At 41.8% G+C, this 12,581-nt stretch carries 12 protein-coding genes; all 12 read left to right on the forward strand.

From position 1 onward, the window contains the following. Positions 1–44: 44 nt before the first annotated feature. The 12 genes from ylqF to codY all read left to right on the forward strand — a co-directional run bounded on the left by ylqF (position 45) and on the right by codY (position 12,537). The gene (gene ylqF, locus AC0VYO_RS09725; RefSeq protein ID WP_194221406.1) at positions 45–893 is read left to right on the forward strand and encodes a ribosome biogenesis GTPase YlqF; all 849 of its coding nucleotides are present in this window, start codon (positions 45–47) and stop codon (positions 891–893) included. Between the two features lie 51 nt (positions 894–944). Then, positions 945–1,724 carry a ribonuclease HII gene (locus AC0VYO_RS09730; RefSeq protein WP_430242694.1) on the forward strand — a complete coding sequence of 260 codons (780 nt, stop codon included), beginning with the start codon at positions 945–947 and terminating at the stop codon, positions 1,722–1,724. Positions 1,725–1,789: 65 nt separating this feature from the next. Next, a complete protein-coding gene (locus AC0VYO_RS09735) occupies positions 1,790–1,966 on the forward strand; it encodes a hypothetical protein (protein WP_303531272.1) in 177 nt (58 codons plus the stop codon). A gap of 290 nt (positions 1,967–2,256) precedes the next feature. Further along, positions 2,257–3,417: an ADP-forming succinate--CoA ligase subunit beta gene (sucC, locus tag AC0VYO_RS09740; RefSeq protein WP_194221409.1), complete on the forward strand. Its 1,161-nt coding sequence runs from the start codon at positions 2,257–2,259 to the stop codon at positions 3,415–3,417. Between the two features lie 16 nt (positions 3,418–3,433). Beyond that, positions 3,434–4,342 (forward strand): succinate--CoA ligase subunit alpha, encoded by a 909-nt coding sequence (gene sucD / locus AC0VYO_RS09745; protein WP_194221410.1) that lies wholly within the window; start codon positions 3,434–3,436, stop codon positions 4,340–4,342. Positions 4,343–4,426: 84 nt separating this feature from the next. Beyond that, positions 4,427–5,323, forward strand: a complete 897-nt coding sequence (gene dprA, locus AC0VYO_RS09750) for a DNA-processing protein DprA (RefSeq protein WP_475368915.1) — start codon at positions 4,427–4,429, stop codon at positions 5,321–5,323. Between the two features lie 71 nt (positions 5,324–5,394). Continuing rightward, the gene (gene topA, locus AC0VYO_RS09755; protein ID WP_430242685.1) at positions 5,395–7,467 is read left to right on the forward strand and encodes a type I DNA topoisomerase; all 2,073 of its coding nucleotides are present in this window, start codon (positions 5,395–5,397) and stop codon (positions 7,465–7,467) included. Between the two features lie 15 nt (positions 7,468–7,482). Beyond that, positions 7,483–8,787, forward strand: a complete 1,305-nt coding sequence (trmFO, locus tag AC0VYO_RS09760) for an FADH(2)-oxidizing methylenetetrahydrofolate--tRNA-(uracil(54)-C(5))-methyltransferase TrmFO (RefSeq protein ID WP_427391991.1) — start codon at positions 7,483–7,485, stop codon at positions 8,785–8,787. Positions 8,788–8,848: 61 nt separating this feature from the next. Then, positions 8,849–9,754 carry a tyrosine recombinase XerC gene (gene xerC, locus AC0VYO_RS09765; RefSeq protein WP_475367274.1) on the forward strand — a complete coding sequence of 302 codons (906 nt, stop codon included), beginning with the start codon at positions 8,849–8,851 and terminating at the stop codon, positions 9,752–9,754. A 20-nt stretch (positions 9,755–9,774) separates the two neighbouring features. Continuing rightward, positions 9,775–10,314: an ATP-dependent protease subunit HslV gene (hslV, locus tag AC0VYO_RS09770; protein WP_098443372.1), complete on the forward strand. Its 540-nt coding sequence runs from the start codon at positions 9,775–9,777 to the stop codon at positions 10,312–10,314. Between the two features lie 30 nt (positions 10,315–10,344). Next, on the forward strand, positions 10,345–11,739 hold the full coding sequence (hslU, locus tag AC0VYO_RS09775; RefSeq protein WP_475367276.1) for an ATP-dependent protease ATPase subunit HslU: 1,395 nt from the start codon (positions 10,345–10,347) through the stop codon (positions 11,737–11,739). A 21-nt stretch (positions 11,740–11,760) separates the two neighbouring features. Continuing rightward, on the forward strand, positions 11,761–12,537 hold the full coding sequence (codY, locus tag AC0VYO_RS09780) for a GTP-sensing pleiotropic transcriptional regulator CodY (protein WP_194221417.1): 777 nt from the start codon (positions 11,761–11,763) through the stop codon (positions 12,535–12,537). Positions 12,538–12,581 lie beyond the last annotated feature (44 nt).

The raw sequence follows: 12,581 nt of genomic DNA on the forward strand, positions 1-12,581 counted from the left end.
AGAATTTTTTGATACCTCATGATTTGAGAATAGGTGGAGATGGCATGACGATTCAATGGTTTCCCGGACATATGGCAAAAGCACGCCGGGAGATTACCGAGAAGCTTAAAATGATTGATGTTGTAATTGAACTAGTGGATGCACGCATCCCGCTTGCTTCAAGGAATCCGATGATTGATGAAATAGTTTCTTCAAAGCCAAGACTAATTTTGCTTAATAAAGCAGATATGGCGGATGATCAGAAAACAACTGAATGGAAACACTATTTTCAATCGCAAGGACATAAAGCATTGGCAATTGATTCGCAAACCGGTAAAGGCGTGAAAAGTATTCCTGCAGCAGCAAGAGAGCTAATGAGTGATAAGATTGATCGGATGATCGAGAAAGGCATGAAGCCGCGTGCGGTTCGGGCCTTAATCTTAGGAATTCCTAACGTTGGGAAATCTACCTTAATCAACCGTTTAGCGGGGAAGAAGATTGCTAAAACAGGAGATCGACCAGGTATTACAAAAAAGCAGCAGTGGATCAAAGTAGGCGATGAAATGGACCTTCTCGACACGCCAGGTATTTTATGGCCTAAGTTTGAAGATCAGATAACCGGATATAAACTGGCTGCTACCGGAGCGATTAAAGATGAAATCCTGGATTTTCAGGATATTTCGGTATATGTGCTCAAATTCATGAGTGAATATTATCCTAATCGCTTGAAGGATCGCTATCACCTTGAGGATATACCTGAAGATGTTGTAGAGTTGTTTGATGAAATTGGGAAAAAACGTGGCTTTTTAATGAGTGGCGGCTGGATTGATTACGATAAAACAGCTGAGACCGTGCTTCGTGAGCTTCGAAGTGGTAAATTGGGCGATGTGACACTTGAGACGCCAGAAAGGTAAGGCCATGAGCCTTACCTTTTTTAAATGAACTGAAGAGAAAGAGGAGATTCAATGAGTGAAAAACTAAAGTCAATTAAAGAAATTACCCAGATGTTGAAGCAAGGGCAATATACTAACGATGATTGGGAAGCATGGAAACAGGATACACGCAAAGGTGTGATGAGCTTAATTGCTAGAGAAGGAAAGAAAGAGCAAGAAAAAATAAAAATACTTCAAATGCATGAAGAGATGAGCGTCTTAGAAGCTCATTACAGAGAACAAGGTCGTCTTGCTATAGCAGGAGTCGATGAGGTAGGAAGAGGCCCTTTAGCAGGCCCTGTGGTTGCTTCAGCGGTCATTTTAAACCCTGACGTACCTATTCTTGGGCTGCAGGATTCAAAAAAACTGTCTCATGCGAAACTCAATGACTTGTTTGATCAGATACATAAGGATGCTATTTCAATTGGAATTGGCGTTGTTAGTTCAAGCGAAATTGATGAATTAAATATTTATCAAGCAACCAAAAAAGCAATGCAACAAGCCGTTGAGGGATTGAACGTCCAAGCTGATTTCTTACTAGTGGATGCCATGCACATCCCACTACAAATCGATCAGGAATCGCTCATTAAAGGTGACGCGAGAAGTGTTAGTATTGCAGCAGCCTCAATCGTTGCGAAGGTGACACGTGACCGCATGATGGTAAAATTAGCAGAAACTTATCCTCAATATGGATTTGAGCGACATGTGGGGTATGGAACGAAAGAACATCTCGCTGCTCTTGATCAATATGGTGTCACGGATGCACATCGAAAATCATTTGCTCCTGTAAGAGATCGCTTAGGCTTGCTATAAATGGTGTATGAATAGGCTGAAACAGTTGATACTATACCTATTCTAGTGTGAAGGAGCAATCATTTGTGAAAGATCCAGGACGTCCAGACAAAAACGACTCGTTTTATGAAGAAGCCGGAGAGGAATTTGGAGTTTACACACCTGCGGCCGCAAGAGAATTAACGATTACGGATCATAAAAAAAGAGAGCAAGAGAACTCACCTAAAAAAGCAGGAAGAGACGAACGGGAAGAGGGGAGATAGCCCCCTCTTCTTTTTTTGTAATTTTAGTCATCAATCTTGTTTCATCAATAAAAAGTTGAAAGTTTCGAGTATCGGTGAGACTCACGCAGCGTTTTTTGCGAAAAGTGGCAATTTTTACATCTAAGAAAGAGCGAAACAATCGCCATACAGCTACTTTCCTGGATAAATTGGAACAATATTTGCAAGAAAGAACAGAGACTTTATGCAAAAGGGTAGACAATCGGTGTGAATTTTCTATACAATGAAAACGTCGTCAAAGATTTGATTGACTAGGATAGGAGGATGAGAGAATGAATATCCATGAATATCAAGGAAAAGAAGTCCTAAGAAGCTACGGGGTATCAGTCCCTAATGGACAAGTCGCATACTCCGCGAAAGAAGCTGTGGACGTTGCAAAACAATTAGACAGCAAAGTTTACGTTGTAAAAGCACAAATCCACGCAGGTGGTCGAGGAAAAGCTGGCGGTGTTAAAATTGCCAAGAACCTTGAGGAAGTTCGTACATACGCTGAGGAGATCCTCGGAAAAACACTAGTTACTCATCAAACGGGACCAGAAGGTAAGGAAGTAAAGCGCTTACTTATTGAAGAAGGTTGCGATATTAAACAGGAATATTACGTTGGTCTAGTACTTGACCGTGTAACGTCAAGAGTGGTCATGATGGCATCTGAAGAAGGCGGAACTGAAATTGAAGAAGTGGCTGAACACAGCCCAGAGAAAATCTTCAAAGAAGTGATCGATCCAGCTGTAGGTCTTCAGGGTTACCAGGCTAGAAGACTAGCATTTAATATTAATATCCCGAAAGAACAAATCAATAAAGCAGTGAAGTTTATGCTTGGTTTATACAAAGTTTTTGTAGAAAAAGATGCTTCAATTGCGGAAATCAATCCTCTTGTAACAACTGGGGATGGGAACGTAATGGCTCTTGATGCTAAATTAAACTTTGATCCAAATGCGCTCTATCGCCATAAAGATATCCTTGAACTTCGTGATCTTGATGAAGAGGATTCAAAGGAAATCGAAGCATCAAAATATGAGCTTAGCTACATTGCTCTTGATGGTAATATCGGCTGCATGGTTAACGGTGCAGGGCTTGCAATGTCTACGATGGATATTATCAAGCATTACGGCGGCGACCCCGCTAACTTCCTTGACGTTGGGGGCGGCGCAACAGCTGAGAAAGTGACGGAAGCCTTCAAAATCATCCTATCAGACAAAAATGTTAAAGGTATTTATGTAAACATTTTTGGTGGGATCATGAAGTGTGACGTTATTGCTGAAGGTGTTGTAGAAGCTACGAAGCAAGTAGGTCTTGAAATTCCGCTTGTTGTTCGTCTTGAAGGCACAAATGTTGATCTTGGAAAGCAAATCCTGAAAGATTCTGGATTAAATATTACCGCTGCTGAGTCTATGGCTGACGGCGCGGAAAAAATCGTTTCATTAGTGAAGTAGAAAGGCGGGACTAGGAATGAGCGTATACATTAATCAAGATACAAAAGTCATCGTTCAAGGAATTACAGGATCAGTTGGTTTATTTCATACACAGCAAATGCTTGAGTATGGTACGAAAATTGTTGGTGGTGTAACGCCAGGTAAGGGCGGTACTGAAGTGGAAGGCGTTCCCGTATTTGATACAGTTGAGCAAGCTGTTCAAAAAACTGGTGCTAATGCTTCTGTCATCTATGTTCCGCCTGCTTTTGCAGCAGATGCGATCATGGAAGCGGTAGACGCTGAAATGGACCTTGCGATTTGTATTACGGAAGGTATTCCTGTCATCGATATGGTGAAAGTAAAGCGTTATATGGAAGGAAAGAAAACACGTCTTGTAGGACCGAACTGTCCTGGTGTGATTACTCCTGATGAATGTAAAATTGGTATTATGCCTGGATACATTCACAAAAAAGGTCACGTAGGAGTGGTTTCTCGTTCTGGTACATTAACGTATGAAGCTGTTCATCAGCTTTCTGAATCAGGAATCGGTCAATCCACTGCTGTTGGAATCGGCGGAGATCCTGTTAACGGAACGAACTTTATCGATGTCTTGCAAGCTTTCAACGAAGATGAAGATACGTACGCCGTCATTATGATCGGCGAAATCGGTGGTACGGCAGAAGAAGAAGCGGCAGAATGGGTGAAAGCAAACATGACAAAGCCTGTCGTTGGATTTATCGGTGGCCAAACGGCGCCTCCAGGAAAGCGCATGGGTCATGCCGGTGCAATTATTTCTGGCGGTAAAGGGACAGCTGACGAGAAGATCAAAACAATGGAGTCGTGCGGAATTAAAGTCGCACCTACACCTGCTGTAATGGGCGAAACGCTCATCTCTGTTCTTGAAGATAAAGGATTACTAGAGAAGTGCACAACACATAAGGCTTAATGGTAATAGCTCCCGTTCGGGAGCTATTTCTCTTATACATAACGAGAAATAATACATTTTAATGCTGATAGGGGAGAGGCATGGTTGAGAACGTTTAGAAGCCGGTTAATTCAGTTACATCAGTGCCGAGGAACTGACTGGAAAGTGCTGCGTTCATTTCTTACATTTGACCCAACGCTTCAAAGCATATATGATATGTCTGCTACTCAGTTAAGACAATTTCACATACCAGGAGAGCATGCGAGCTTATTATATGAAGATCTTCATATGAAAAAACCATGGAGGTTTTCTCATATTAAAGCAGGGGAAATTCGGGCTATTACGAGATTTGACGAAGCATACCCTGAAAGGCTTTCGCATATTTATGATGCACCGTGGGTTATATATTGTATCGGTAACACCGCGCTTCTTAATGAACAACGAGCCCTTAGTGTCGTCGGATCAAGAAATCATTCGCGTGATGCGGAAGCGATGATGAAACTTATTTTAACGCCAATCGTAACGAAAGGTTGGACGATCGTAAGTGGTCTTGCTCTCGGTGTTGATACTCTTGCACACCGGATCGCGCTTGATCACAATGCAGAAACGATTGCCGTCCTTGGAAGCGGGTTTAAGCATATCTACCCTAAAGAAAATCAGCTGCTTGCTTCAATAATTGCCAAAAACGGTCTTCTGCTTTCAGAATATCCACCAGATAGGGGACCAGAAAAACATCAGTTTCCTGAGCGGAATCGAATTATTAGCGGATTATCGCTTGGAACGTTTATTGTAGAAGCAAGAAAACGAAGTGGTTCGTTGATTACTGCTGATCAAGCGATGGATCAGGGACGAGAAGTTTTTTGCTTACCAGGCAGGATGACTGACTCGTACTTTGAAGGAACAAATCGACTTATTCAGCAGGGGGCTAAGCTAGTATTAGAGGCAAAAGATATACTTGATGAATTACCGAATTTTCATGAAAATAAAACTAGCACTATTTGACAAACGAGTTTTGACTATTTAATAATAAGGAAGATTTTAAAATTTACCTCAATGGGGGGAGGAAACGTATTGTGGCAGATTATCTAGTTATTGTTGAATCTCCCGCTAAAGCAAAAACAATTGAAAAATATTTAGGAAAGAAATATCAGGTGAAAGCCTCATTAGGTCATGTCATTGACCTGCCAAGAAGTCAGATGGGCGTTGATGTGGAAAACAACTATGCTCCTAAATATATAACAATACGCGGGAAAGGCCCTGTCCTTAAGGAAATTAAAGATGCAGCCAAAAAAGCGAAGAAAGTCTATCTCGCAGCTGACCCCGATCGCGAAGGGGAAGCGATTGCGTGGCATCTAGCTCACAGTTTGAAGATTGATGAGCAAACTGAATGCAGGGTCGTATTTAACGAAATTACAAAAGATGCGGTAAAGGATGCTTTCAAGCAGCCGAGACCAATTAACATGGATTTAGTGGATGCACAGCAAGCGCGTCGAGTACTTGACCGTCTTGTTGGGTATAACATCAGTCCATTATTATGGAAAAAAGTGAAGAAAGGCCTAAGTGCTGGACGAGTTCAATCCGTTGCAGTTCGCCTTATCATTGAAAGAGAGAAAGAGATTCAGAATTTCCAGGCAGAAGAATATTGGAAAATCAAAGCTTCTTTCGAAAAAGATGGAGAGCAATTCGAAGCTGGGTTTTACGGAGTGGATGGAAAGAAAACAGATCTTCAATCACGTGAAGACGTCGACAACGTGTTAAAGCGCATTGAAGGAGATCAGTTTGAGATCCAATCCGTTCAAAAGAAAGAACGTAAGCGAAACCCAGCCCTTCCATTTACAACATCTTCTCTTCAACAGGAAGCAGCAAGAAAGTTAAACTTCAGAGCGAAGAAAACAATGATGCTTGCTCAGCAGCTTTACGAGGGGATTGCGATTGGTAAACAAGGTACAGTCGGTTTAATTACGTACATGAGAACTGACTCAACACGCATCTCTGAAACAGCGAAGGATGAAGCGAAGGAATACATTCAAGGTAAATATGGAGACACATACTTATCAGCTAAAAAGCCTGCTAAGAAACAATCAGGTAAATCACAAGATGCTCACGAAGCGGTTCGACCGACATCGGTTATGCGTGATCCATCTGAGATGAAGGCTTACTTAAAGCGCGATCAGCTCCGTTTATACAAGCTCATCTGGGAGCGTTTTGTAGCCAGTCAGATGGCACCGGCTATTATGGACACGATGAGTGTAGATCTTGAGAACAACGGAACGATCTTCCGTGCGACTGGTTCTAAAGTGAAATTCAAAGGGTTTATGAAGGTGTACGTTGAAGGAAACGACGACAATAAAAAGGAAGAAGATAAAATGCTTCCTGACCTTGAAGAAGGCATGGATGTTTCTACGTCAGAAATTGATCCTTCTCAGCACTTCACACAGCCACCGCCGAGATATTCAGAAGCTCGCCTTGTTAAAACAATGGAAGAACTCGGTATAGGCCGCCCTTCTACTTACGCTCCTACGCTTGATACGATTCAACGTCGAGGGTATGTGGCGTTAGAAGATAAGAAATTTGTGCCAACTGAGCTCGGTGAAATTGTATTAGAACTGATTTTGGAGTTCTTCCAGGATATCATCAATATTGAATTCACTGCTGGATTAGAAAATGATCTTGACAAAATTGAGGATGGCGATGCAGAATGGATTTCTGTCATCAATGAATTTTATCAAAACTTCGAAAAGCGGCTGAAAGTAGCCGAGGAAGAAATGAAGGAAGTCGAGATTAAAGATGAACCCGCTGGAGAAGATTGTGAGAAGTGTGGTTCACCTATGGTCATCAAGATGGGACGCTATGGGAAATTCATGGCTTGCTCAAACTTTCCTGATTGCCGTAATACAAAACCAATCCTTAAAGAAGTTGGCGTTACCTGTCCGAAGTGTAAAGAAGGTAATGTTGTAGAGCGAAAAAGTAAAAAGAACCGTCTTTTCTATGGTTGCGATCGTTTTCCTGAATGTGATTTTCTTTCATGGGATAAACCAATCAAGAGACCATGTCCTAAATGCGGTGATTTACTTGTCGAGAAGAAAACGAAGAAAAAGAAAGAAATCAAATGCGTAAACTGCGATTTCGTTGAAGAAGAAAACTAGTAAGGGGTTATGGCAATGAGTAAACATGTGACGGTAATCGGTGCCGGACTTGCTGGAAGTGAAGCAGCGTGGCAACTTGCAAAGCAAGGAGTGGACGTTCATCTCTATGAGATGCGTCCTAAGAAGCAAACGCCTGCTCACCATACCGATAAATTTGCTGAGCTAGTATGTAGTAATTCACTAAGAGCGAATACGTTAACAAATGCAGTCGGCGTTTTAAAGGAAGAAATGCGTCGAATGGATTCAGTTATCATTAAGTCTGCTGACGAATGTGCCGTTCCGGCTGGTGGTGCACTGGCTGTGGATCGTCATGAATTCGCTGCGAAGGTAACGGAGAATGTTAAAAACCATCCAAACGTAACGGTTTTTTCGGAAGAGTGTACAAAAATCCCTGAAGGGCCAACAATTATAGCGACAGGCCCGCTAACTTCTAAGGATCTCTCAGATCAGTTAAAGGCTTTAAGCGGAGAAGAGTACCTATACTTTTATGATGCTGCTGCTCCTATTATCGAAACGGAAAGCATTGATATGGAGAAAGTGTATAAGAAGTCACGCTATGATAAGGGAGAGGCAGCTTACTTAAACTGTCCAATGACGGAAGAAGAATTTAATACGTTCTATGAAGCACTTATTTCAGCTGAAACGGTTCCGCTTAAAGAATTTGAGAAGGAAATTTTCTTCGAAGGATGTATGCCAATTGAAGTAATGGCCCAGCGCGGGCAGAAGACGATGACGTTTGGTCCTCTTAAACCTGTGGGTCTTGAGGATCCTAGAACAGGAAAGCGTCCTTACGCTGTCGTTCAACTAAGGCAGGATAATGCTTCTGGTACCCTATATAATATTGTTGGATTCCAAACGCATCTCAAATGGGGACCGCAAAAAGAAGTGATTCGCTTAATTCCTGGACTTGAGAACGCGGACATCGTACGTTATGGCGTAATGCATCGAAATACGTTTATTAACTCTCCGAACTTATTGAAAGCTACTTACCAATACAAAGATCGCGAGAATCTATTCTTTGCAGGTCAAATGACAGGTGTGGAAGGGTACGTAGAATCAGCGGCATCTGGACTAATCGCTGGATTTAACGCTGCTCGACTAATGAAGGATGAAGAGCCGCTAGTGTTTCCTGAAGAAACTGCGCTTGGTAGTCTAGCGAATTATATTACGACGGCTAATCCGGATAACTTCCAACCGATGAATGCTAACTTTGGTTTGTTCCCACCGCTTGAAACGCGAATTAAAGGCAAGAAAGAGCGTAATGAAACGATCGCTAATCGAGCGTTAGAAACAATTCAGAATTTTGTAAAAAGATTGTAAATTCCTATTGCTAAGGCTTCTAAATTGTGATACGATTTAGAAGCCTTTTGAGGTGATAACGATGAATAACAACCAACAAGCTCATATTCAATCATTTTCTGAGTATCTTCAGATTGAGAAGAATTGTTCACCACATACGATCTCAGGTTACTTACAGGACATTGAACATTTCAAGTCTTTTATGAAGCAGCAGACTATCGATGTCTTTGCTGCTGTTTCTTATGCAGATGTCAGAATTTATTTGACTGAGCTTCACGAGCGAGGTTACGCAAGAAAAACAGCAGCGAGAAAAATTTCAACGTTACGAAGCTTATATCGATTCCTTTTACGTGAAAACATTGTTGAGATTAATCCATTTACAATGAGCTCACTACCGAAGCAAGAGAAGCGCCTTCCGCAATTTTTGTATGAAAAAGAGCTCAATGTATTGTTTGATACGCCCGATACGTCGAAGCCGCTTGGTCAAAGAGACAGAGCTTTGCTCGAAGTATTGTACGGGTGTGGCATTCGCGTTAGTGAATGCGTTGCGCTTAATTTAGAAGACATTGATTTTGCGATTGGTACCATTTTTGTAATCGGTAAGGGGCGTAAGGAAAGATATGTACCAATTGGTAGTTTCGCTATAGATGCAATAAAAGAGTATTTAGAGGATGGACGAGTAAAACTCGGTTCGTCCGGAAAAGAGCCGACAAAAGCCCTGTTTTTAAACTTTAGAGGTAGTCGCGTGACAGCAAGAGGCGTACGAACAATTTTAGATAAGATTGTGAAAGACGCTTCGCTGCATGTACATATAAGTCCCCATGTGATGAGACACACATTCGCAACACATTTACTGAATGAAGGGGCAGACTTACGATCTGTTCAGGAGCTTTTAGGACATTCCGATTTATCATCTACTCAGATCTATACCCATGTGACGGGAGATCGATTGCGAAATATATACATGAACCATCACCCAAGAGCTTAATAGCTCGGGAGGAGGAACTTATGGGAGACTTTCATTCAACGACGATATTTGCAGTACAGCATAATGGAGAGTGCGCAATGGCCGGTGATGGCCAGGTGACATTTGGCAATGCCGTAGTCATGAAACATACGGCTAAGAAAGTAAGAAGGTTATTTCATGGGAAGGTGGTTGCTGGATTTGCAGGATCAGTTGCGGACGCATTCACTCTTTTTGAGAAATTCGAAAGCAAACTGGAAGAATTCGGCGGTAATCTACAGCGTGCTGCTGTTGAACTCGCAAAAGAGTGGCGCAGTGACCGTGTACTAAGAAAGCTTGAAGCCATGTTAATCGTTATGAATAAGGATGAGCTTCTGCTTATCTCAGGTACTGGTGAAGTGATCGAACCTGATGATGGCATTCTTTCCATTGGTTCAGGTTCTAACTACGCACTTTCAGCAGGTAGAGCTCTTAAGCGATACAGTGATAACAAAACCGCTGAAGAAATTGCGCGGGCCTCTATGGAAATTGCATCAGAAATTTGCGTGTACACAAATGATCAAATTATCGTAGAAACCATTTAGTATATAAACTGTATCTTTGGAGGAGATCGTATGTCTAATCCATTAACACCGAGACAAATTGTTGAAAAGCTTGATCAGTATATAGTTGGTCAGAATGACGCGAAAAAGGCTGTTGCCGTGGCATTGAGAAATCGTTACCGTCGGGGTCTTTTAAGCGATAAACTGAAGGATGAAGTGAATCCAAAAAATATTTTAATGATTGGGCCAACAGGCGTTGGTAAAACTGAAATTGCGCGACGACTGGCTCGTCTTGTCAATGCTCCTTTCATTAAAGTAGAAGCAACGAAATTTACTGAAGTGGGTTATGTAGGCCGAGATGTGGAATCAATGGTTCGCGATCTCGTTGAAACATCAATCAGACTTGTCAAAGAAGACCGAATGGAACAGGTGAAGGGCAGAGCGGAAGAAAATGCGAATAAACGCATTGTGGAACTGCTCGTACCGTCTAATAAGAAGCAGACACAATACAAGAATCCGCTTGAAATGTTATTTGGTAATCAGGGGCAAGAAGAAACAAATACCCAGGCTAGTTCAGAAGATCAGTCGATTGCTTCAAGACGAAAGCAAATAGCTCAACAGCTTGCGCTAGGTGAACTCGAAGATCGGATGATTACTGTTGAAGTGGAAGAACAAAACAATTCCATGATGGACATGTTCCAGGGAGCTGGCATGGAGCAAATGGGTATGAACATGCAGGATATGCTCGGAAATATCATGCCTAAAAAGAAGAAAAAACGTAAGCTTCCGGTGTCAGAAGCACGAAAGGTCTTAACGCAGGATGAAGCAGCAAAACTTGTGGATATGGATGAAGTCGCACAGGATGCAGTTTCAAAGACGGAACAAACGGGTATCATCTTCATTGATGAAATTGACAAGGTCGCGGGGAAAAGTCAGCAGTCAGCTGATGTATCCAGAGAGGGCGTTCAAAGAGACATATTGCCAATCGTAGAAGGTTCAACGGTAACAACGAAGTACGGTCCAGTAAAAACAGACCATATTTTGTTTATGGCCGCGGGGGCGTTTCACATGTCGAAACCATCTGATCTAATTCCTGAACTGCAAGGCCGATTCCCAATCCGCGTTGAGTTATCAAGTTTAACCGTAGACGATTTTAAACGTATATTAACAGAGCCTGATAATGCTCTTGTGAAGCAATACACAGCATTATTAGAAACAGAAGGTATTAAAGTTGAATTTTCTGACGATGCTATTCTTAAAATTGCTACGATTGCAACCGAAGTGAATCAGGACACTGACAACATTGGCGCAAGAAGACTGCACACAATTTTAGAAAAGCTTCTTGAAGATCTTTCATTTGAAGCACCGGACATTAATCTAGACAGCATCACGATTACACCAGAGTATGTTGAGGAAAAGTTAGCTTCTATTGCGAAGAACCGTGACCTCAGCCAATACATCCTATAATACATGCAGGAGGACAAAACTATGAATTTACTTGAAAAAACAAGAAAAATTAATGGAATGCTACAAAAATCTGAGGGGCCAGTTAACTTTACAGACATGGCTGAAACACTACGAGACGTCATTATGGCAAACGTATATGTCGTAAGCCGCAGAGGTAAGCTACTTGGAATCGCAATTAACCAAGAAATCGAAAACGAACGCATGAAGAAAATGTTTTCTGAGCGTCAGTTCCCTGAAGAATATACACAAAACCTGTTCAACATTGCAGAAACTTCTTCGAATCTGGATATCACAAGCGAGTACACAGCTTTCCCAGTAGAAAACCGTGACCTCTTTGAAAAAGGTCTTACAACAATTGTACCGATCGTTGGTGGTGGAAGCCGTCTTGGTACGCTCATCCTGTCACGTCTAAGCGACTCATTCTCAGATGATGATCTTCTATTAGCTGAATATGGTGCAACAGTAGTAGGAATGGAAATTCTTCATGAAAAAGCGGAAGAAATTGAAGAAGAAGCAAGAAACAAAGCGGTTGTACAAATGGCGATTTCTTCTCTTTCTTATAGTGAACTTGAAGCAATCGAGCACATCTTTGAAGAACTTGAAGGTAATGAAGGACTTCTAGTTGCAAGTAAAATTGCTGACCGCGTAGGCATCACTCGCTCTGTTATCGTAAACGCTCTTCGTAAGCTTGAGAGTGCTGGTGTTATTGAGTCTCGTTCTCTAGGAATGAAAGGAACTTACATTAAAGTTCTTAACGATAAATTCCTTGTAGAGCTTTCAAAACTTAAGACACAGTAATTCGTCTAAAGCTCCGAGATCTCTCGGAGCTTTTTTAATAGAAT

The organism is Anaerobacillus sp. 63XJN7_4_ISO-PGPR-S23-413, assembly GCF_056173725.1.

Coding starts and splice junctions, on each gene's coding strand:
- trmFO (WP_427391991.1), top strand. CDS start 7,483: ATGAGTAAACATGTGACGGTAATCGGTGCCGGACTTGCTGGAAGTGAA.
- AC0VYO_RS09730 (WP_430242694.1), top strand. CDS start 945: ATGAGTGAAAAACTAAAGTCAATTAAAGAAATTACCCAGATGTTGAAG.
- hslV (WP_098443372.1), top strand. CDS start 9,775: ATGGGAGACTTTCATTCAACGACGATATTTGCAGTACAGCATAATGGA.
- sucD (WP_194221410.1), top strand. CDS start 3,434: ATGAGCGTATACATTAATCAAGATACAAAAGTCATCGTTCAAGGAATT.
- codY (WP_194221417.1), top strand. CDS start 11,761: ATGAATTTACTTGAAAAAACAAGAAAAATTAATGGAATGCTACAAAAA.
- xerC (WP_475367274.1), top strand. CDS start 8,849: ATGAATAACAACCAACAAGCTCATATTCAATCATTTTCTGAGTATCTT.
- sucC (WP_194221409.1), top strand. CDS start 2,257: ATGAATATCCATGAATATCAAGGAAAAGAAGTCCTAAGAAGCTACGGG.
- hslU (WP_475367276.1), top strand. CDS start 10,345: ATGTCTAATCCATTAACACCGAGACAAATTGTTGAAAAGCTTGATCAG.
- ylqF (WP_194221406.1), top strand. CDS start 45: ATGACGATTCAATGGTTTCCCGGACATATGGCAAAAGCACGCCGGGAG.